Source organism: Paenibacillus stellifer (assembly GCF_000758685.1).
Taxonomy (GTDB): Bacteria; Bacillota; Bacilli; order Paenibacillales; family Paenibacillaceae; genus Paenibacillus_AQ; species Paenibacillus_AQ stellifer.
In genome coordinates this window covers 1,531,280-1,551,710 of the sequence record NZ_CP009286.1, presented here as the reverse complement: position 1 = coordinate 1,551,710, position 20,431 = coordinate 1,531,280, and the positions used below count along the sequence as shown (strand labels likewise).

General features: G+C 53.5%; 22 protein-coding genes. 9 read left to right on the top strand and 13 right to left on the bottom strand.

Annotation, left to right across the window (positions count from 1 at the left end; genetic code table 11):
• Positions 1-500: 500 nt before the first annotated feature.
• A complete protein-coding gene (locus tag PSTEL_RS07085) occupies positions 501-986 on the top strand; it encodes a GNAT family N-acetyltransferase (protein ID WP_342666557.1) in 486 nt (161 codons plus the stop codon).
• A 25-nt stretch (positions 987-1,011) separates the two neighbouring features.
• Here the strand turns inward: PSTEL_RS07085 and PSTEL_RS07080 are convergent, their stop codons facing one another.
• From PSTEL_RS07080 to PSTEL_RS07060, 5 genes are all read right to left on the bottom strand, one after another.
• Positions 1,012-1,341 carry a hypothetical protein gene (locus tag PSTEL_RS07080; RefSeq protein WP_038694421.1) on the bottom strand — a complete coding sequence of 110 codons (330 nt, stop codon included), beginning with the start codon at positions 1,339-1,341 and terminating at the stop codon, positions 1,012-1,014.
• Positions 1,342-1,646: 305 nt separating this feature from the next.
• Positions 1,647-2,603 carry an ABC transporter permease gene (locus PSTEL_RS07075; RefSeq protein ID WP_038694420.1) on the bottom strand — a complete coding sequence of 319 codons (957 nt, stop codon included), beginning with the start codon at positions 2,601-2,603 and terminating at the stop codon, positions 1,647-1,649.
• Positions 2,604-3,677 carry an ABC transporter permease gene (locus PSTEL_RS07070; RefSeq protein ID WP_038694419.1) on the bottom strand — a complete coding sequence of 358 codons (1,074 nt, stop codon included), beginning with the start codon at positions 3,675-3,677 and terminating at the stop codon, positions 2,604-2,606.
• Positions 3,664-5,208 (bottom strand): ABC transporter ATP-binding protein, encoded by a 1,545-nt coding sequence (locus PSTEL_RS07065; RefSeq protein ID WP_038694418.1) that lies wholly within the window; start codon positions 5,206-5,208, stop codon positions 3,664-3,666. The genes PSTEL_RS07070 and PSTEL_RS07065 overlap by 14 nt, the downstream gene beginning before the upstream one ends.
• Before the next feature lie 227 nt (positions 5,209-5,435).
• Positions 5,436-6,536, bottom strand: coding sequence for a BMP family lipoprotein (locus PSTEL_RS07060; protein WP_038694417.1), 1,101 nt, complete (start codon positions 6,534-6,536; stop codon positions 5,436-5,438).
• A 304-nt stretch (positions 6,537-6,840) separates the two neighbouring features.
• On the opposite strand from PSTEL_RS07060, the gene PSTEL_RS07055 reads away from it, so the two are divergent.
• A complete protein-coding gene (locus PSTEL_RS07055; RefSeq protein ID WP_038694416.1) occupies positions 6,841-7,380 on the top strand; it encodes an acyl-CoA thioesterase in 540 nt (179 codons plus the stop codon).
• A 167-nt stretch (positions 7,381-7,547) separates the two neighbouring features.
• Here the strand turns inward: PSTEL_RS07055 and rplT are convergent, their stop codons facing one another.
• The 4 genes from rplT to PSTEL_RS07035 form a co-directional block, all read right to left on the bottom strand.
• Complete coding sequence (gene rplT, locus PSTEL_RS07050) at positions 7,548-7,907, bottom strand: 50S ribosomal protein L20 (RefSeq protein WP_038694415.1); 360 nt, start codon at positions 7,905-7,907, stop codon at positions 7,548-7,550.
• A 160-nt stretch (positions 7,908-8,067) separates the two neighbouring features.
• Positions 8,068-8,268 carry a 50S ribosomal protein L35 gene (gene rpmI, locus PSTEL_RS07045; RefSeq protein WP_025692214.1) on the bottom strand — a complete coding sequence of 67 codons (201 nt, stop codon included), beginning with the start codon at positions 8,266-8,268 and terminating at the stop codon, positions 8,068-8,070.
• A gap of 29 nt (positions 8,269-8,297) precedes the next feature.
• Positions 8,298-8,795, bottom strand: coding sequence for a translation initiation factor IF-3 (gene infC, locus PSTEL_RS07040; protein ID WP_038694414.1), 498 nt, complete (start codon positions 8,793-8,795; stop codon positions 8,298-8,300).
• Positions 8,796-9,099: 304 nt separating this feature from the next.
• Positions 9,100-10,338: a glycosyltransferase family 2 protein gene (locus PSTEL_RS07035; protein ID WP_038694413.1), complete on the bottom strand. Its 1,239-nt coding sequence runs from the start codon at positions 10,336-10,338 to the stop codon at positions 9,100-9,102.
• Positions 10,339-10,732: 394 nt separating this feature from the next.
• On the opposite strand from PSTEL_RS07035, the gene PSTEL_RS07030 reads away from it, so the two are divergent.
• Both PSTEL_RS07030 and PSTEL_RS07025 read left to right on the top strand, forming a co-directional pair.
• Positions 10,733-11,260, top strand: coding sequence for a phosphatase PAP2 family protein (locus PSTEL_RS07030; protein ID WP_038694412.1), 528 nt, complete (start codon positions 10,733-10,735; stop codon positions 11,258-11,260).
• 102 nt (positions 11,261-11,362) lie between these two features.
• Positions 11,363-12,478: a UDP-N-acetylglucosamine--LPS N-acetylglucosamine transferase gene (locus PSTEL_RS07025; protein WP_038694411.1), complete on the top strand. Its 1,116-nt coding sequence runs from the start codon at positions 11,363-11,365 to the stop codon at positions 12,476-12,478.
• A gap of 111 nt (positions 12,479-12,589) precedes the next feature.
• On the opposite strand, the gene trmB is transcribed toward PSTEL_RS07025, so the two are convergent.
• Positions 12,590-13,303 (bottom strand): tRNA (guanosine(46)-N7)-methyltransferase TrmB, encoded by a 714-nt coding sequence (gene trmB, locus PSTEL_RS07020; protein WP_038700307.1) that lies wholly within the window; start codon positions 13,301-13,303, stop codon positions 12,590-12,592.
• A gap of 232 nt (positions 13,304-13,535) precedes the next feature.
• Entirely contained in the window at positions 13,536-13,718 is a 183-nt protein-coding gene (locus PSTEL_RS07015) for a hypothetical protein (protein WP_038694410.1), read from the bottom strand.
• Between the two features lie 369 nt (positions 13,719-14,087).
• Here PSTEL_RS07015 and mnmL point away from each other — a divergent pair, with 369 nt between their 5' ends.
• The 4 genes from mnmL (at position 14,088) to PSTEL_RS06995 (ending at position 17,836) form a co-directional block, all read left to right on the top strand.
• Positions 14,088-15,044 carry a tRNA modification radical SAM protein MnmL/YtqA gene (mnmL, locus tag PSTEL_RS07010; RefSeq protein WP_038700306.1) on the top strand — a complete coding sequence of 319 codons (957 nt, stop codon included), beginning with the start codon at positions 14,088-14,090 and terminating at the stop codon, positions 15,042-15,044.
• Complete coding sequence (mnmM, locus tag PSTEL_RS07005) at positions 15,044-15,637, top strand: tRNA 5-(aminomethyl)-2-thiouridylate-methyltransferase MnmM (protein ID WP_038694409.1); 594 nt, start codon at positions 15,044-15,046, stop codon at positions 15,635-15,637. Before mnmL ends, mnmM begins: the two co-directional genes overlap by 1 nt.
• A 145-nt stretch (positions 15,638-15,782) precedes the next feature.
• Positions 15,783-16,751, top strand: coding sequence for a type I phosphomannose isomerase catalytic subunit (locus tag PSTEL_RS07000; RefSeq protein WP_038700303.1), 969 nt, complete (start codon positions 15,783-15,785; stop codon positions 16,749-16,751).
• A 125-nt stretch (positions 16,752-16,876) separates the two neighbouring features.
• A complete protein-coding gene (locus tag PSTEL_RS06995) occupies positions 16,877-17,836 on the top strand; it encodes an alpha/beta fold hydrolase (protein WP_179944917.1) in 960 nt (319 codons plus the stop codon).
• Between the two features lie 308 nt (positions 17,837-18,144).
• On the opposite strand, the gene PSTEL_RS06990 is transcribed toward PSTEL_RS06995, so the two are convergent.
• The gene (locus PSTEL_RS06990; RefSeq protein ID WP_038694408.1) at positions 18,145-18,942 is read right to left on the bottom strand and encodes a class I SAM-dependent methyltransferase; all 798 of its coding nucleotides are present in this window, start codon (positions 18,940-18,942) and stop codon (positions 18,145-18,147) included.
• Positions 18,943-18,994: 52 nt separating this feature from the next.
• Positions 18,995-19,249: a hypothetical protein gene (locus PSTEL_RS06985; RefSeq protein ID WP_038694407.1), complete on the bottom strand. Its 255-nt coding sequence runs from the start codon at positions 19,247-19,249 to the stop codon at positions 18,995-18,997.
• Positions 19,250-19,439: 190 nt separating this feature from the next.
• On the opposite strand from PSTEL_RS06985, the gene PSTEL_RS06980 reads away from it, so the two are divergent.
• On the top strand, positions 19,440-20,294 hold the full coding sequence (locus tag PSTEL_RS06980; protein WP_038694406.1) for a class I SAM-dependent methyltransferase: 855 nt from the start codon (positions 19,440-19,442) through the stop codon (positions 20,292-20,294).
• The last annotated feature ends 137 nt before the right edge of the window (positions 20,295-20,431 follow it).

Sequence of the window (20,431 nt, the reverse complement as noted above, 5' to 3'; positions counted from 1 at the left end):
ACAAACGACGATCGCCATTTTCATCAGAACGTTCCGGCACACAACAAAAAGCCTTTCGCCCCCCACTAACCGCATAAGCGTGTGAGGGACGAAAGGCTGAGCTTCCGTGGTACCACCCATTTTTGCAGAGCATCTCGCGATGCAATGCCTTGGCAGGTATGCAAAAACCCATCGATGTTGGCGTAAGCCGATCTTTGCAACCCGAAATCCGTAACGCGGATCAAACGATTCTCCCTAATAATTCCGCCCTTGAAGCAAGCGGACCTTTCAGGAGAACAGCTCCGAGGTGAGCTCGTATATAAGGGGTTTTGGCGGTGGTTTCAGCTGTTCCACCCGCTCTCTGGTCAAAAGAGCCCTTAAAACTTCGTCCTCTTCATTGCCGTTACATATAGTCAATAAAATGTTTAGACACATTATATGATTCCTTACACGGTTAGTCAATCCCTTTATTTTGTCGCAGTCCCTGCGGAACCTGGAACCCCCTGCCGGACATATGATATATGACCAAAGTGGAAGGGGGGAGCATCGTGATTCGCTACCGCAGACCCAAACAGGATGATATAACCATCCATCGTCTGATTGAGACCGAGCTTGTACCGTTATCCCATCTGTCCGAAAAAGCGTTGATTCAGATCAAAAAAGAACTCCCGCGCCGTCTCGGGCGGGGAGTTACTCTGGTGGCCAGCTCCGATTATGACAGCAATCCGCTGGGATTTGTCCACTTCCTGCTGCACGGAGACCTGCTGTTTATCGATATGCTGGCCGTCGCCGCTCCCGCCAAGCGGAAGCGCTGGGGCAATCTGCTTATGGATCATGCGGAGCGGTTTGCATTATCACGCGGCTGCCTGCGCTCCAAGGTTGCCGTGGATATCGGAAATACTGCCGGTCTTTCCTTTTACGAGAAGCTAGGTTATTCCATTATGCGCTATTCGCCGCAAAGCATGTGCTATGAGATGGAGAAGCGCTTTTTTCCGCCCGGCTTATAAGTTACCTGCATATTAAAACCTTTGGTTAGAACGGTCTGTATGGATAAGGACCGACAGGGCCATAGCCCGGTCCGTAACCGTGGCCGTATCCAGCGCCATATGGTTTAGCAGGGTAGGCGGGGTATCCGGGATAGCCGTAAACATAAGGTGCCGTTCCTATGGCAAGCAGATCGAACAGGACCAGCGGGATCAGCGCTTTGGTTTGCACTTTTTTGCCTTTGCGTGGTTCAACGATCAGACGATTGCCGGAGACGCGGACCAGTCTGCCGCTTACGCTGGTGCCATCCTTTTTCACCGCTATGATATTTTTGCCCACCAGCTTTATTACTTGCTTCTTGGTCACCCGTTGTGCCATAATATCCCTCCTCTTGACTCTTGACTTGAACAGCATATTTCCGGCCAAAGCCAATGGAGAGCCTCGTCCCGCGCTCTGCTGCCCAGCCGCAAAGACTTGGCTCCACTTGTATTACAGACCGTTATGCTGTGTTCAAGAGCAGTGTATGCCTTCTGTCCTCAGAGCGCCTGTATATCCGCCCACTCCAGATGACCGAAATGCAAACGTCCATATGCAAACAACCGCATGCTCCGGACATAGCCGGTACATGCGGTTGCAGAGAGACGTATGCGTAATCTCCGGCGCCGTGCCGAAGACGCATAGCGTCACCGTTTGCTTGGATCGTAGGGCTGGCCCAGCGCCTTGGGCGCCGAGGAGCGGCCTACCGCGCTGACGAGAACGATGATGGTCAGCACATACGGAATCATGTAGATAAATTCCTGAGGGATATTCTGGGACCATCCGAACAGCTGCACATAGTTGCGGATCGCCTGGGAGAAGCCGAAGAAGACCGCGGCGCCGAACGCGCCAAGCGGATTCCATTTGCCGAAGATCATCGCGGCGATCGCGATAAAGCCCTGTCCGGAAATGGTGTTATGAGCGAACGTTCCGGTCGTCGTAAGCGTAATGGTCGCACCGCCGATGCCGGCCAGGAGGCCGCTGAGCATAACGCCGATGTACCGCATCCGATTGACCTTGACGCCAAGCGTATCGGCTGCGCTCGGATGCTCGCCTACCGCCCGCAGGCGAAGACCGAACGGCGTCTTGAACAGTACCAGATATACAACAATTACCAGGATGATAGCCAGATAGGTCGTCGGATAGTTGTTGAAGAGTCCGGGACCGATTACCGGAATCTTGGACAGCCCCGGAATGGCATATTTGTCGAAGCCATTGATCAGCGGGCTTTCACCAGCCCCTTCAAACAGCAGCTTGACCATATACAGTGTACTGCCCGCCGCCAGGAAGTTGATTACCGTACCGCTGATTGTCTGGTCCGCCTTGAAGGTGATCGAAGCGACGGCATGAATCAGCGCGCCGATCACGCCCACGGCCATGGCGCAGAGCACACCGATCCAGGGAGCCCAGGCGCCAAGACCGGCGTCCTCGGCATAATAACCGCCGACAGCTGCCGCGAAGGCGCCAAAGGTCATCAGACCTTCAATTCCGATGTTGACTACGCCCGAACGTTCAGAGAAGATGCCGCCCAGAGAGGCAAATATGAGCGCTGTGGAGAATACGAGCGTCGTATTGAGCATTTGGCCCAGCGTGGTCAGATCCATCTATAACACCTTCTCTTTCTTGCGCTTGAAATAAAACGGCTTGAGCACAAAGCGCACAATACCCTGGGCCGCAATGAAGAAAATAATGGACCCGATCACGATCCGGATAAGCTCCGGCGGCACGTCCGCATTAAAGCTCATGCCCGCTGAACCATAAGTCAGCATACCGTACAAAATGGCGGCAAGAATGACCCCAAACGGATGGGTCAGACCGAGCAGCGCGACGGCGATGCCGTCAAAGCCGTAGCCAGGCGACGCAGCGAATACAGACTGGTAATGGAACACGCCCAGCACCTCGCCTGCGCCGGCAAGGCCTGCGAACACGCCGGCGATGAACATGGCCTTCATAACGTTGCGGCCCACGTTCATGCCCGCATATTCGGCCGCATGCGGATTGAGACCGACCGCGCGCATTTCGTAGCCCTGCTTCGTCTTCCAGAGATAGACGTAGAAGAACACAGCGGCAAGAAGCGCAATGATCGTGCCCCAGTGAAGACGGGCATTGTCAAAGAGGGAGTTCAAGAAAGTCATGGACATGGATGCCGGAATATCCTCCGAACGGTTCTGTCCTGGAATCAGCAGGAAATTCCGCACGATATAATTCGCGAAATACAGTGCAATCCAGTTCAACATGATCGTCGTGATAACTTCATTAATGCCCCGCTTGGCCTTCAGGTAGCCTGCAATACCGGCCCACAGGCCGCCGCCCAGGGCTGCTCCGATGATTGCCAGCGGAACAAGCAGAAATGACGGCATACCAGCGAGCTTGATGCCGATGACGGAAGCTACGGTCATGCCGATTAGCACCTGTCCGTCCGCCCCGATGTTGAACATGCCGGAACGGAATGCGAAGGCCACGGACAGGCCTGTCAGCATAAGCGGCGTCATCTCGCGGATCGCTTCGCCGAAGTCGTAGGCACTACCGAATACGCGCTTGAACAGCGCACTGTATGCGGCGATCGGATCATAACCGCCGATCAGCATGACGACGGCTCCGACGAGGAAGCCGAGCACAATCGCCACCAGCGGCACGATGTAGCTGTCGCCGGATAATATTTTTCTAAACTTGTTCAACCTTCTTACCTCCCCGCTTCAGGCTGCCCGCCATCATGAGTCCAAGCTCCTGGTCATTTGTATCCTTCGGATAAACCTCTCCGACAATCTGTCCTTCGTAGATGACGGCAATCCGGTCGGATACGTTCATGATTTCATCCAGCTCAAATGAGATGAGCAGTACGGCCTTGCCTTGATCCCGTTGGGCTACCAGCTGCTTCTGAACAAATTCAATAGCCCCTACGTCAAGTCCGCGGGTCGGCTGAGCCGCAATCAGCAGTGTAGGATTCTTGTCTATTTCCCGAGCAATAATCGCCTTCTGCTGATTACCGCCCGACAAAGAGCGCGCTTTGTTCTGAATCGACGGCGTACGCACGTCAAACGCCTGAACCAGCTCTTCCGCATGCTTATCGATAAGATCGAAATTCATAAAACCGTTGCGGTTATAAGGATGCTTATAATAGGTTTCCAGAACCATGTTCTCACTCAAGGTGAAGTCGAGCACAAGCCCGTGCTTGTGGCGGTCCTCCGGGATATGGGAAACGTTCAACTCCGATATTTTGCGTGGTGACAGATTCGCGATTTCGCGGCCCTCGACCTCAATGGAGCCCGAATCGATTTTGCGGAGACCGGTAATCGCCTGGATCAGCTCGCTCTGCCCGTTCCCGTCGACCCCGGCAATGCCCAGAATCTCTCCAGCCTTGACTTCAAAGCTCAAGTGATTCAAGACAGAAATGCCTTCTTTGTTCTTGCTGTTCACGCCGTCCACCTTCAGGACAGTGCCGCCAATCTTCGGCTCCTCTTTGTCGATCTTGAACGAAACGCCGCGGCCAACCATCTTCTCCGCCAGCTCGTTCGGATTCGTCTCGGAGGTCTTGACCGTATCAATCACTTTACCGCGCCGGATGATCGTAACACGGTCTGAAATGGACATAATCTCCTTCAGCTTGTGAGTGATCAGAATGATGGACTTGCCTTCGGCGACCAGACGCTTCATGATGGCCATCAGTTCATTGATCTCCTGAGGGGTCAGCACAGCGGTCGGTTCGTCAAATATAAGGATATCCGCGCCGCGGTACAACGTCTTCATGATTTCAACCCGCTGCTGCATACCGACCGAGATATCGTGGATTTTGGCATGCGGATTCACTTGAAGACCGTACAGCTCCGACAGCTTGCGGACCTGCTCCGCTGCGGATTTATAGTCGATTTTAAGGCCTTTCTTCGGCTCCATTCCAAGGATGATGTTCTCAGTTACGGTGAACGGCTCCACCAGCTTGAAATGCTGATGCACCATCCCGATCCCAAGCTCAATAGCTCGGTTCGGACTGTCGATGACAACCGGTTTCCCGCCAACTTCAATACTGCCTTCATCAGGCTGATACAGCCCGAATACAATGTTCATCAATGTGGATTTGCCCGCCCCATTCTCACCGAGAAGAGCGTGAATCTCGCCTTTTTCGAGCGTGAGACTGATGGAGTCGTTGGCGACAATACCGGGAAATCGTTTTGTGATTTGCTTCAACTCTACGACAGGAGCCGCAGCACTCATGGAATCACCCTCATTACAGAATGAAATACTCATAATAAGCATAACTGGACATTCCTCTAAGGAAGGCCAGCCGTTACCTTCTTAACTGCTCTAGGCATACGGATGGGCCCGCATCATAGCCAGGCCCCAAGTACCGCATCTGCTGTTTAACTGAGAACAAGGCCAGTTATAGAACCGGCCTTGTTCCTCATATTCAAAGTATTCGTTTGGTTACCGATGGAGCAGGATTACTCGCTAGGAACGGTAATCTTGCCATCGATGATTTGTTGTTTGTAGTCGTCAACTTTAGCCAGGATATCCGCGCTTACGTTAGCTTTGGACGTATCCGGCAGACCTACCCCGTTGTCTTTCAGACCCAGAACGGTTGTCGTACCGCCCTTGAACGTGCCGTCCATGATTTGCTTGGAAACCGTCTTAACCGCTTCGTCTACGCGTTTAACCATGGAAGTCAGTGTTACGTCATCGCCGAACTCAAGGGATTGGTCTTTGTCGACGCCGATTACCCAAACCTTCGAGCCGCCTGCTTTGTTGCGGGATTTAGCTTCGTTGAATACACCGTTGCCAGTTGCGCCTGCAGCCGGGAAGATGATGTCGTTGCCTGCGTCATAAAGCGTTGCTGCAAGGGATTTACCCGTATCAGGCTTGTCGTAAGCACCTGCATAGGTAACTGTTACTTTAGCACTAGGATTAACCGCTGCAACGCCTGCTTTGAAGCCGGCTTCGAAGCGTTTGATTACCGGGCTTTCCATACCGCCAATGAAGCCAACCTTGTTGCTCTTCGTAGTCAAACCTGCTACCACGCCTACGAGGAACGAGCCTTCGTTCTCGGAGAAGGTAACGGACTCAACGTTAGGAGCGTCTACCACGCTATCAATGATCGCCAGCTTGGCATCCGGATTCTCGGTAGCTACTTTCTTCACAGCGTCCCCGAGGTCAAATCCGATACCCCAAGTCAGGGCGTAACCGTCTTTCACGAATTGGTTCAGGTTCGGTTCATAATCAGCATTGGACTTACTTTGCAGGTATTGAACTTTAATGCCGCTTTCTTTCTCAAGAGCCTGGAGAGCTTCCCAAGCGGATTGGTTGAACGATTTGTCGTTAACTCCGCCTACGTCGGTAACCATACCGATTTTAATGTTCGAGTTATCTGTTGTTGCTTCGCCGGTTCCTGTATTGGCTGCCGTGTTAGCAGCTGCGTTAGTGCCTGTGTTGGTACCAGTGTCTCCGGACGCGTTGTTGCCCGCGTTGTTATTGTTCTTGCCACAACCGGCCAGGATGACCGTGAAAGCAAGCAGCATAACGAGAGACAGCTTCATAACTTTTTTCATCGATTGAGATCCCCCTTAGATTTTGGATGTCTTCTATACTCTCATTTGGACATGCCATTGAATCAAATTATAACGGGTAGAATAGGTAAAATCCAGTCACTTAATGACCGAAGGTTAAATAAAATTTGCATTTTTCTTCAAGAAATCGCTTACTCTGACCTATTATGTTAGATAACCACCCAAAGTATGTCAAATATAGTCGAGCAAAATTGCAGCGTCCAGAGACATTATTAATAGTATTGCGCGAATTGGCGAATTCTATTATTATTAAGGCTTATCATTACACGGAAAGGAAGCCGATATCATGAGTGAATCCTCCCAGCCGGCCGTCCCGGCTTCAAAATATTGCAGGGAGTCACGCGTGTTCAAGACGGGAAGAGTCTTCCCGAATGACATTAACAATCATAAAACCCTCTTCGGCGGCAAGCTGATGAGCAACATCGACGAAGTGGCCTCCATCTCAGCCATGCGTCACTGCCGCTGCAACGTCGTTACCGCCTCCACCGATTCTGTCGATTTCCTCCTCCCGATCCGTCCGACCGACTCCTTCTGCTTCGAATCCTTTGTCTCCTGGACCGGAAGAACCAGCATTGAAGTCTTCGTCAAAGTCATCGCCGAGAATCTGTACACCGGTGAACGCGCCGTAGCGGCAACCGCATTCCTCACCTTCGTGGCGGTCGGCCAGGACGGGGCTCCAAGCCCGGTTCCTGCCGTTATTCCGGAGACAGAGGAAGAGAAGCTGATCAGCGATCTCGCCGAGGAACGCGCGGAGCACCGCAAGGTAAGACGCGCAGCGAGCAAGAACTTGGCTTCCAAGCTCACCACCACCAAATATTGGGAATGAAAATCCGCCGCCAAATAGCCCCACTAAGTGGGGCTCGGGCTTCGAAGCGGATTCATGTACCTTTGCGGGAAACCCCGGAAAGCGCGAAAGCGGCATGTTCATTCACATTAAAAAGCACCGCTCTCCGGGATACCCGGCGCGGTGCTTTTCATTTGTCGGTGCCTGGCTTACGCGTTGATCTTCTCTTTGGCTACGGAAGCCAGGGAGTTGAATGCGTTCAGGTCGTTAACAGCCAGATCGGCCAGCATTTTGCGGTTGATGTCCACACCAGCCAGCTTCAGACCATGAACCAGCTTGTTGTAGGACAGGCCGTTCAGGCGAGCTGCAGCATTGATACGCACGATCCACAGCTTGCGGAAGTTGCGCTTGGTCTGGCGGCGGTCACGGTATGCGTAGACCAGGGATTTGTTGACCTGCTCTTTGGCGGTCTTGAAAATGCGGTGCTTGGAACCGAAGTAACCCTTTGCCAGTTTCAGAACTTTTTTATGTTTGCGACGTACGACGATGCCGCCTTTAACTCTTGCCATTTGAATAAACCTCCCAAATAAATGTAGACATCCATGCCGCCGTTCACGGCGCCATCAGATGATAATATGCCGATCTGTGACCCTCGCTTGGGCTTCGCCAAATCCGGGACTTCTATAACCATGCCTCATACGAGAGCCCGGTTATTTCAGTAAGGAAATACTATTTCAGGTTAGCAAGGCCTTGTTTCAGGCGTCTTACATCGCCAGGAGCCATTTCAGGGTTGGTTCCCAGTACGCGCTTCGCACGTTTGGATTTGTGGGACAGCAGGTGGTTCTTGTACGCTTTGTAACGGGTTACTTTACCGGTTCCAGTGATCTTGAAGCGGCCTTTCAGGCTGCTGTGAGTTTTCATTTTAGGCATTGTGTTTCCTCCTCGGGAATAATGGTTCTTTAAGAAGATTTCGGCGCCAGGATCATGATCATGCTGCGGCCTTCCAGCTTGGGCTGACGTTCCACAACGGAGATTTCGGCCACTTCCGACTTCACGCGTTCCAGAATTTTCTGACCGATATTCGCATGGGTAATTTCGCGTCCGCGGAAACGGACGGAACATTTCACCTTGTCGCCTTCATTCAAAAATTTGACCACATTGCGGAACTTCGTCTGATAGTCGTGTTCTTCAATGTTCGCGCGGAACCAGACTTCCTTGATATCCACGATCTTCTGATTCTTGCGGGCTTCCTTCTCTTTCTTCTGCTGCTCATAACGGAACTTGCCGTAATCCATGATGCGGCATACCGGCGGCTTCGCTTGCGGTGCAACGTTGACCAGATCCAGATTCAGATCGATAGCCATCTGCAGCGCTTCGCGGATCGGTTTAATCCCGATTTGTTCTCCTTCCGCACCAACCAAACGGACTTCTTTCGCCCGAATTTCATCATTGATCATATGTTCCTTACTGATAACTCTCCACCTCCGGATCTAAATGGCTCTTTCATTACAACAGCTTCTTTCATTAAAAACGGGCTGCCGGCAATTACCGACAACCCGTTTGATCAACGTTCATGAATTAACAGCATTCATAAAGCATTGAGATCAAAACCAGCCGGCCAATGGCCGTTCAGGTGAGAAGCCGGTGCTTCTGCTTGTAATCTCTAAGTTTAGCGCACTTGAATAGTCTACACTCTTAGCAGAGTATTGTCAATCTTTATTTCGGATTATTTTCCCGTTTCCGCTTCAATGGATAACCCGGCTAGCCCTGCTTGCTCTGCACTTCCTCAAGCCGTACGACGCGCGTATGCTTGGTGTGGCTCCACTGCTTGTTGTTCTGGGTGAAGAAAGCATAGAACGTAATCGGATACCAGGAGATCAGGTAAATCGGGAACAGCAGCATGTAGAGATACACCTTCTTGAACTTCACCTTCTCCAGAATCATCGAAACGAAGAAAGTGAAGACATTGGCAGCGATGGCGGCATAGCTGAGCCACATCGGCAAATGTCCGTATAGATTCGCGATATGCGGTCCCCCGAGCAGCGAGCTGTCGATCCACATAACCGCAGTCATCAGGAACGTCAGCAGCACGATGTAGACATTCACGCCATACAGCGCAAGATCGAATTTCGTGAGGCTGCGTTCTTTCACGCTTTGCCACAGCAGAGGGAAGAAATAACGGCGCGCGACAGTGAAGTGACCCTGCATCCACCGCAGTCTCTGTCTGGAAGAAGCCTTGAACGTGAGCGGCTTCTCGTCGAACACCTTGGCGTCGTAGTTGAATCTCGGATATACACCCTTGGAAGCGCTCCGCATCGTGAACTCCAGGTCCTCGACCAGACTCGTCGCTCCCCAGCCCATTTCTTTCAGCAGATTCGTCTCAAAGCACATGCCTGTACCGCCAAGGAAATTGGCCATCCCGAGATTGTGGCGGGACAGCTGCCACAGCCGGTTGATATACCAGTATGAAATACCGTAAGCAGCAGTAATCCAGGAATCCTCCGGGTTCTTCGTGTCGATGTAGCCCTGGATGACCTTAGCGCCGGTGCACAGGTCGTTGTTCATTTCAATCAGGAAATCCGTATGCGCCAGATTATCAGCGTCGAACATCACGACAGCGTCATACTGGCGCGGCATGCTCCACAGGTTCTTGAGCATCCATTCAATGGCATAGCCCTTGCCGCGCAGATCCGGGTTGACGCGCACGCAGGCGTTCATGCCATGCTCACGGACGATCTTCGCCGTGTTGTCCGTACAGTTATCACAGATAACGAATACGTCGTACAGCTCTTTCGGGTAGTTAAGCTGCTTGAGATTCTCCATAAGCGCGCCAACAACCTCTTCTTCGTTGTGGGCTGCTACCAGCACCGCAAAAGATTTCTGCGGCGGAAAGTGCTCCTTTTTCTTTTTCTTGCGCAATCCGAACAGCGAGAAGCCAAACTGATAGATGGCGATCAGCGCCAAGATGGCTTGGAGCGATACAAAAATTGCGTCTGTCATGATCCGGTGATGCCCCCTTTTTAGGTTCAGGTTCTTTTTTTCTCTGACCCTTAAGTGTGTTGAATGACCCTTTGCTGCGAACGAAGAAACCTTCATACAGCGCTTATCCGTTTTAATTTGTTTTTAAACGTTTAGAGGTAATGTAATAAGCGTGATTTGATTTAACAAACCGCTTGATTTTCTCTGCTACCATAATAAACGTGGAGAAGCCGCTTGAATCATTGTACGGCTTTGGGCACGTCAAGTCAAAGCTGTCATTTTTCTCCTGAAATCGAGCTTTTTCTTGAAATCGCCATATTTGAAAACGTATGATGAGAGTAGTTATAAAGGCTTAAGCGGGTTATCCTAAATCTCGCCGGCTCGTCCGGCGGCCGTTACAGCGGAGGGACCGAATATGAGACCTGGAATAACAAAACTGCTTACTGCGGAGCGCCGCCTGTTTCAATGGATTAACGGACGTCTGCACAACCGCTATCTGAACTTTTGGCTCTTTTATCTGACTCATCTGGGCGGCGCCACCGCCACGCTTGGCATCAGCCTTATCGTCTGGGTAGTTGCCCCGCAGACCCTTAAACAGCCGGTACAGCAGGCTCTGGCTGCGATTGTGGTCAGTCATTTTCCCGTCGCCGTCGCCAAAAGAATGTATCCGCGAATCCGGCCCTATCTGGCTCTCCCCGGCACGAATACCTTCCGCAATCCGCTGAAGGACCATTCGTTTCCGTCCGGGCATACGACAGCGGTGTTTGCCGCCACCGTACCCTATATGGCCGCATATCCTCCGCTCGCATTCATTCTGCTGCCCGTCGCCGTTCTCGTAGGCTTCTCGCGGATTTATCTCGGTCTGCATTATCCGTCCGACGTTGCCGCCGGCGCGTTGATCGGGACCGTGGTCGCGGCCGCAGCGGTTGCATGGTGGAGCTAAAACCTGTTAACGTTAGTTCAATAGTATGCAGCATTGCTGGGTTGAATCACGCCATAGATTCATGCACAATGCTTACAATTGGGAAACAGGTGAACGACATATATGCGCAAACTACGAATACTGCTGCTGTCCGAGGGCTTTGGAGCAGGGCACACCCAGGCAGCCTATGCCCTCTCCAGCAGCCTCCGGCAGCTGTCGCCGAACATACAGACCCGGGTCCTTGAGCCGGGCAACTTCCTGAACCCCCGAATCGGACCGCTGATTCTGTCCGCCTACCGCAAGACGGTGTTAACCCGTCCCAAGCTGATGGGGTATGTATACAAGCATCAGAAATCGTTCAATCGTCTTACCACGCTTGCCCTGCATCGGCTTTTTTATACCCATATGAAAAATATTGTTCAGCAGCTTCGCCCGGATGTCATCGTCTGCACCCATTTCATTCCGAGCGCGGTCATATCCCGGCTGAAGCGGCTGGACCCTTCCTTCAAGACTCCGCTCTGCACGGTCATCACCGATTACGACGCGCATGCCACCTGGATCAGCCGGGAAGTGGACCGCTACCTGGTCTCGACCCAGGAAGTAAGAACCAAGCTTCTCCTGAAAGGGGTCTCGCCCGGAAAAATCAGAGTGACGGGCATCCCGGTGCACCCCTCATTCTGGGAGCATCCAAGCCGTGAAGACATCCTGCAGAGGTTCGGACTTAAGGACATGCCCACCGTTCTTGTCATGGGCGGAGGCTGGGGGATTATGAACGACCAGGTAGTGAATCATTTTATCGCAGGCTGGCGGGACCGGGTTCAGCTTGTTTTTTGCACCGGGCGCAACGAGGAACTGCTGGAGGAGATGCGGAACGACTCGCACTTTGATCATCCGAATATCTCGCTCATCGGCTTCACGAAGGAGGTCGACAAGCTGATGGAGGTATCCGATCTCCTGGTGACGAAGCCGGGAGGCATGACCTGCAGTGAAGGGCTGGCCAAGGGCATTCCGATGCTCTTCTACCATCCCCTTCCCGGCCAGGAGGAAGAGAACAGCCGGTATTTCACCTCGCTTGGGCTCGGCGAGCCGATTCTGTCGCTGGAGGTTGTCGCCAAATGGATGGACAGGCTGCTGAGCGACCGGCCCGGATTCCAGACCAAGCGCAAGGCCCACCTGGCAAGCATCGCGAAGTACAACCCGCAGCAGAGCGCCCAGAGCATTCTGGAAATGCTGAAATAACCGGAGTTAAAATAACCGGAACAGGCATAGCCACGGATTTCCGGGTACAACCCAATAAGGCCCTCCGATGCATCCAGGGGCCTTATTCGTTGTGCTCGTATTCGCTTTCCCTTACATTCTATATTTGTCGAGTCTTGACGCCTTGTACCGTTCAAGCGCGTCCGCCCCGACAATCGCCTCGCAGCGGTGAATCTGAATCCCTTGTCCGACGAATTTCGTCTCATACTCGGTCATGACATGCTCTTCATTAATGCCGCCCGCATGCAGATCCAGGGATATATTCGTCATTTGCAGCCCGAAATCGGCAAAAGCGTTCAGCGAGAACTCGAACAGGCTGCGCGAATCGGTCTTCTGATGAATTTCACCGAGCGGGTTCAGCAGCATCCGGTATTTCTCCAGAAAACGGGGATGCGTCAGTCTGCGCCGCGCATGCTTCGATTTGGGCCACGGATCACTGAAGTTCAGATAAATACGCTCAAGCTCGCCTTCGGCGAATACTTCCTCCGCATATTCAATATTGGCCAGCGCCAGCTTCAAATTGGGCGGCGTTGTAACCCCCTCCGGCTCCCAGATGTCCCGTGCTTTCTCCGAAGCGCGCCGGATCAGTTCATCATACATGTCGATCCCGATGAAGTTGATCTCCGGGTATCTATGGCTCATCCGGCTGATGAACTGTCCCTTCCCCATGCCGAACTCGACATAAATCGGATGGTCATTGCCAAAGAGCTTCGACCACTGTCCCTTATATGATCTGGGATCAAGCACAACCAGATCGGTCTGCTCCTCCAGATTCTCTCTTATTCCTTTTCTACCGCGTAAACGCATGCTGACTCCTTTCGCCTTCAGGCCATCCAATCATAATTCCTTGCAATATTGTGCCTAATTTACCCCCAAAAGTAAAGATAAATGATGAAGGCACGCCTTAGTTCCAAGCATTCGGGAGATTTACAAAAGAAAAAAGGAATTTCCCAAGAGCGCACCCGGGAAGCCGGAGGCCTTGCGGAAATTCCTTCTCTGTTGGATTGGAATTGGGGTCCCTTTTTCAACAAACTATAGTCTATCTTGCTTCTGTATGAAAATCAAATGTCTTCTCGAATGCGTTGCGAATCTTCCGCTGAGCCTCGGTTTTGATCTTTGGATTTCCTTTAAATTCTACTCCTGTAAGAGCAAGCGCTTCATCTGGAGTCAGCTGAACATCAATTGGACCTTTACCTACAGGGTTGACTGTTTGAGAATTCATGTAGATATCACCTCACGGTTATAGTATGGACCGGACGACAGGGGATTATGAATTCAATTCATTTCATGGATTTGAATCAAGCGATTTCTACTTAAAATATAACATGACGTGTAAGTAATTTCAAGTATTTCTTCTCCGACTCAAGCCCTATTTTTGAAAATAAATTATTCAAAAAACCGCTTGGCGGCGCAGATTTTCTCCATCTGCCAGCTATAACTTTTTTTAGGATAACCGCTTAGCATCTTGATGTTACGCTTGCCTGCTTTTTTTGATACAATGAACACGATCATTTATTTCAACACCAACAATATTCAAGCGTTTTTAATCGAATTATGCAAAATGCCGGCTTACCAAAAAAAGGAGACGTCCATGACTATACTTCAAACTCCTTCCTCAGCGCCGCTGTGGGGAGATAAACGGTTTCACACCTGGAACTACGAAATGCGCGAGATGTTCGGGGAAAAGGTATTCAAAGTGATGCTGGATGCCGGATTTACCTGCCCCAACCGGGACGGCACGATCGCCAAGGGCGGCTGCACCTTCTGCAGCGCGCGGGGTTCGGGCGATTTTGCGGGAAGACGCCGCGATGATCTGGTAACCCAGTTTAACACCGTCCGCGACCGTCAGCATCAGAAATGGCCGAACGCTAAATATATCGGCTATTTTCAAGCCTATACTAACACGTATGCGCCCGTCGAGGAGCTGCGGGAATACTTCGAGGTCATTTTGGAGCAGCCCGGAGTCGTCGGACTATCCATCGCCACGCGTCCCGACTGCCTGCCGGATGATGTCGTGGATTATTTGGCCGATTTGAACCGCAGAACGTATCTGTGGGTCGAAATGGGACTTCAAACCATTCATGAGTCCACTTCCGTTCTTATTAACAGGGCGCATGATACGGACTGCTACCGCGAGGCTGTGGCCAAGCTGCGCAGCCGGGGCATCCGCGTGTGCACCCATATCATCCACGGCCTTCCACAGGAGACCCATGAAATGATGCTTGAGACCGTATCCGCCGTCTCGCAGATGGATGTACAGGGCATCAAAATCCATCTGCTTCATCTAATGCGCAAGACGCCGATGGTCAAGCAGTACGAGGCCGGCTTGCTCCGCTTCCTGGAGCAGGACGAGTACGTCAAGCTGATCGCCGATTCACTGGAAATGCTGCCGCCGGAAATGATTGTTCACCGTTTGACAGGCGACGCGCCGCGCGACCTGCTGATCGGCCCGATGTGGAGCCTCAAGAAATGGGAAGTGCTGAATGCCATCGACGACGAACTGGCACGCAGGGATACGTGGCAGGGCAAGTACTGGAGAACACGCTGATGGGATTTCTCTCCGTGCTGAGCTATGCCCACAAGCTGGTGGAAGAACGCCTCGGCCCTGGAGGCCGCGCTATAGACGGCACCGTGGGGACAGGAGCGGATACTCTGTTCCTCGCCAAGGCGGCGGGTCCGAAGGGCGCGGTATACGGCTTCGACATTCAGAGCGAAGCGCTGCGCAGCGCCGAAGAACGTCTGCAGCGGGCCCGGGAAGAAGGAGCCAAGCTGGCCGCCTCCACGCTGCTGCTGGAGAGCCATGACGCCATGAAGCAGGTCCTGCCTTCTTCCTGGCAGGGAGGCGTGGATGCTGTGATGTTCAATTTCGGTTACTATCCCGGCGAGGAGTCGGACAAGAGCATCATTACGCTGCCGGACAGCTCCGTGGCTGCGCTTGCAGCATCCCTGGACATGCTCCGCCCAGGCGGGATCATCACCGCCGTTCTCTATCCGGGACATCCGGGCGGGGAGCTTGAGGCTGCGGCGGTGGAGGAGTGGGCCGCCTCCCTGCCGCAGCGTTCGGCCGGAGCTATCGTGTACCGGCAGCTGCAGCGCAGCACTGCTCCTTATGTGGTCGCCGTAGAGAAAAAAAGGAACTGAGCTGCCGTACCGGCCTAGGGCATCCGCATCAGACAATACGTTTCCCCGTTCAACAAGAGAGGTTCTTGGCTGCCTGATCAGATAGGAGCCTTTCTTTTTGATATACAAAGATTATTCAATCCGACACGGAGAGGAAGAAGAAATCATGACGAAACCTTATCCATTAAAGTTTCAACCTGAATTCAAGGAACGGGTATGGGGCGGCAGAGCCCTGGAGAATTTCGGTCTCAATCTGCCCGAGGGCCATATCGGCGAAGGCTGGATGATCGCCGACCATCCGAACGGCGTATCGTCCGTAGTCAACGGCGAGCTGGCCGGTCTTGGATTGGACCAGATCCGCGAGCGTTTCGGCAGCGAGTGGTTCGGCAGCAAAGGCCACTCCGAAGACGGCTCCAGGTTCCCGCTGCTCATCAAGCTGCTGGACTGCAACGACAATCTGTCCGTCCAGGTTCACCCTACTGACGATTATGAAGGTCTGCCGAAGGGCGAACTGGGCAAGACTGAAATGTGGTATGTGCTCGACGCCAAACCGGACGCCAAGATCATCTACGGCCTCAAGGAAGGCGTGAGCCGCGAAAGTCTGGCCAAGTCGCTGGAAGACGGCACCGTGATGGATCTCCTTCAGGAAGTTCCGGTATCCGCAGGCGACACCTTCTACATTCCGGCCGGCACGGTCCATGCGCTGTGCGCGGGCGTAGTTGTGGCTGAAATTCAGCAGAACTCCGATACTACATATCGGATCTTTGATTATAATCGTCCGGGACTGGACGGCAAGCCTCGCGAGCTGCACATCGAGGACTCCCTTAACGTAACGGCTTATGAAGGTGCCGGCGCGACTTCCATGAAGACGGACGGCGCTGTGCCGGGACAGTGGCTGGAGCTGGCCCGCTCTCCGTATTTTATCGTGGAAAAAGGCATCGTGAACGGCGAATGGAAGCTTGAGGCCGATAAGGAAAGCTTCACCGTGCTTGTCATCTGCGAAGGCAGCGGCCATCTTGTATGGGAAGGCGGCTCCCAGCCGTATGCGGCCGGCGAATGCTACCTGCTTCCGGCAACGCTCGGCTCCTATTCGATCGAAGGGCAGTCCACGCTGCTTCGCTCGTACCTGCCTTAAGACGGGGAGCTTGGCCAAGTATAATTGAGGTCTCCTTAGATTGGATTCGGCCAAGCAGCAGGAGCAAGAAAACTCAAGGCGGGTACGCCGGCATCGCCGCCCATGCCTGCACAGGAGGATGAACCGTGAGGGAAGAACCCTTTACCATGACGGACCCTGTGGGCGTAGCCGTACATGTGTATGTATGGCTTCCCGACACAGGCGCCCTCGTACGCGGAATCGTTCAGATTGCACACGGCATGTGCGAGACGGCGGCGCGCTACGCTGAAACGGCTGCCCGCCTTACCGGGGCGGGATATGCCGTATATGCCGGCGATCACCGTGGTCACGGTCTGACCGCCGGCGAAATTACAATGCTCGGCGATGCGGGCCGGGACGGGTTCTACTGGATGGTCCGCAACATGCTTCAGATTGCCGGAATCGCCAAGCAGCGCCATCCGGGCCTTCCGCTGTTCCTGCTCGGACACAGCATGGGCTCCTTTCTGTCGCAGAAGGTGATGTGCAGCCCGGGAAGCCGCTATTACAGCGGCTTCCTGCTGACCGGAAGCAACGGGCCTCGCGGCCTGCTGCGGTTCGGAGAGACTCTGGCCAAAGCCCAGGCCATGCTGTCCGGGGAACTGCACCGGAGCTTCCTGCTGAATATGCTCGTGTTCGGCGGCAACAACCGGGCGCTCCCGAAGGCCCGCACCTCCTTCGACTGGCTTAGCAGCGATCCGGAAGAGGTGGACCGCTTCGTCTCCGATCCGTACTGCGGAGCCATCTGCACCACCCGGTTCTTTCGGGACTTCTTCCGGCTGCTTCAGAATATACATGATTCCGCGACTCTGAAGGGACTGTGCAGAGACAAGCCGGTGTACCTGTTCTCGGGAACCGAGGACCCTGTCGGCTTCAACGGGAATGGCGTCCGCAAGCTTGCCGGGCTGTACCGGGAGCGCGGCATCAGCGATGTTGAGTTGAAGCTGTACGACGGCGGACGTCATGAGGTTCTGCATGAGGTCAATCGCTCGCAGGTCATCGGAGATATGCTGGATTGGCTGGCGCGGCATCTTCCGAAGGGCCAGGGCTTGCTCCGTGTGCCGGAGTAGGATGAAGCCGTTCAGGACTTAAGCTGAAGCGAAATGAGAATCGCCTTTTGTGGCAGCGGTAGAGCCGAACATCGGCTTGCAGAGCGCGAGTACCGGCCTGCCGCATAATGAAAGAAGACAGGTTCCGCTATGGAGCCTGTCTTTTGTGTTTGGAGTATCGGGAGCGAGGGGTCATCCCCTGCCGGATGATCGGCTGCTTCGGGCTCCAGACCTGTACGGGTGCATCAAACAGTCATGGAGAGGGACGTGGGGATGCAATTTTATTATAAAAATGCCGCCGGTGCCTCATATCCTTCCAGCCCTTGTTCTCACGCTTTTCGCCCGATATAGAGTCCGTGATTGCTGATTCCGAGTATCGACGGCTCCGAGCAGGTTCGCAGATGGTACGCCATCCAGAGCTCGAATTCCTTATCGTCCAGTTCGTCTACCCGTTCCTCCAGCATGACACTGATTCCATCGGTTCCTGCATGCTCCAGCTTGACTATGCCATGCCCGTCCATCAAATCCTCGATTTCCTGCGGAGTGTGAAAATAAGCATCTGTCCAGAAGCAATCCTCGTCCGCCGCGCTGATCCTCCCCTGCTCCAGCAGCCGTTCCATCCAGCTTTCCTTCAGGAACCGCCGGTCTCTCTTGACCAGATAGGGAAAAATGAAGAACTTGTTAACATAAGCCGCCGCCAGAATTCCTCCCGGCTTCAACACCCGCAAGGCTTCGCTTAGGCAACGGTTCTGAAGCGCGGTGTCCGTCAAATGGTACAGCGGACCCAGGCACAATACGGCGTCAAAGCTGCCATCCTCAAAATAAGACAGATCCGAGGCGTCCGCTATCCGGGTACTCATGCCGTCATAGCCCCCGGCCTGGATACGCTCCTGAATGACCTCCACATGCTTGGGAGTCAAATCGGTCGAAACTACCGCGTTCCCTCTATCCGCGTAATAGAACGAATAGATGCCCGTGCCGGCGCCAAGATCCAATAAGGCATGATTCGAAGCGAGGTAACGATCCAGCAGATGCGTTGTGGTCAAAAACTCCAGCTTCCCGGAATGATCCCGTTTCAGCCGGACATCTTCGTCATATTGTTCATAATAATCAGTTACCGGATTCAAGGCTGTTCATCCTCCCCCTGCCAGGACCGCAATCAGGGCTTTCGGACCCGGCTCATTTGCTTCTTTGGCGTCTCACCCGCTTCGCCCTCCGGCGGCGAACCCGAATGACGCAAATCCGGCTGGAGGTATGATAGACAAGCCTGCCGGGACCAGCACCGTTAAATTCGGCAGAGACATCCTGCTCCGCAACCGTCCGGATCGGCTCGACCTCCTCGATCTCTCTCCGGGTCCCCTTCTGCTGAAAGGCAAGGACGGAGAACAACACATACTGATTGGGATACAGCTTCCGTAATTCTTCCCACTTCAATTCGGACAACCCCCTGCGCGATCCCGGTGTCAGACAGGCCCGCGGCTTGCCCGGTCGCGGATTTTATTGAACACAGTGTACCATGTTTCTACAAATCTTAACAGGCACGCCTGGATGAACGAAAAATGTGAAACGTTAAATGTGACACAGCGGGGAGCATGGCTTAAAGGTATTCTTTGGAGGGCTGGGGATGAAGAATCGAAATGATGGCTTACAGCAGATTAGAGACTATTATGATGCGGGAGCGGAAATTGGACGTCTCCGAAGAGGGATTGGCGTCATTGAATGGGAGCGAAGCAAGGAGATCATTTCCCGCTACTTGCCGGCGGACGCCGCTACGATCTATGACATTGGAGGTGGAATCGGCGAATATTCAAGATGGCTGGCGGGACTTGGACATGAAGCTCACTTATTCGACCTTTCCTCCGCTTCCGTGGCTTATGCGACGGATATCCAGAAGACAGGAAGCTTGCCCCCGCTGGCTTCTATTGAGCAAGCAGACGGCCGGGCGATTAACCGTCCCTCCGATAGTGCCGATATCGTGCTGCTGATGGGACCGCTCTATCATTTGACAGACCGGTCGGAGCGCCTTGACGCCCTTAAGGAAGCCCTCAGACTGCTGAAGCCCGGCGGAATGCTGCTGGCAGCGTCGATCTCAAGGTTCAGTTCCACCCTTTGGGGCCTGTCCGTATTCGGTCAAAAAAATGAGGTGCTGGAGGAACCGCCCTTCCGTTCGATGATCGAACGCGAGCTGGAGGAGGGCCAGCATATCCGGCCGGAGGAATATCCGGGCTTCATTGCCCGAGCTTTTTTTCATCTGCCGGAGGAGTTGAGGGAAGAAGTCGGGGCTGCCGGCTTTGAGCAGCCGGAGCTGTTCGCGGTGGAAGGACCGCTCTGGATTGTGCCGGCCCTGGAGGATAAATGGAACGAGCCGAACAGCCGCAAGATGCTGCTGGAGCTGGGTTCCGCGTTTGAGACGCAGGAAAGTCTGCTCGGCATGAGTCCGCATCTGCTGGCGGCGGCACGAAAAGGTCTGAACGCTTAGGATGAAGCATCTCATACCGGAAGCAAAGCGGAAGGCATAAATGGATGTGCAATCCGGGCGGCTTTGGGTTCCCGTGTGAAGCCAGCTTAGGGGAAGTGGCCCCGGATAACTCAGGAGCGGAATGACTCCGGATCAGG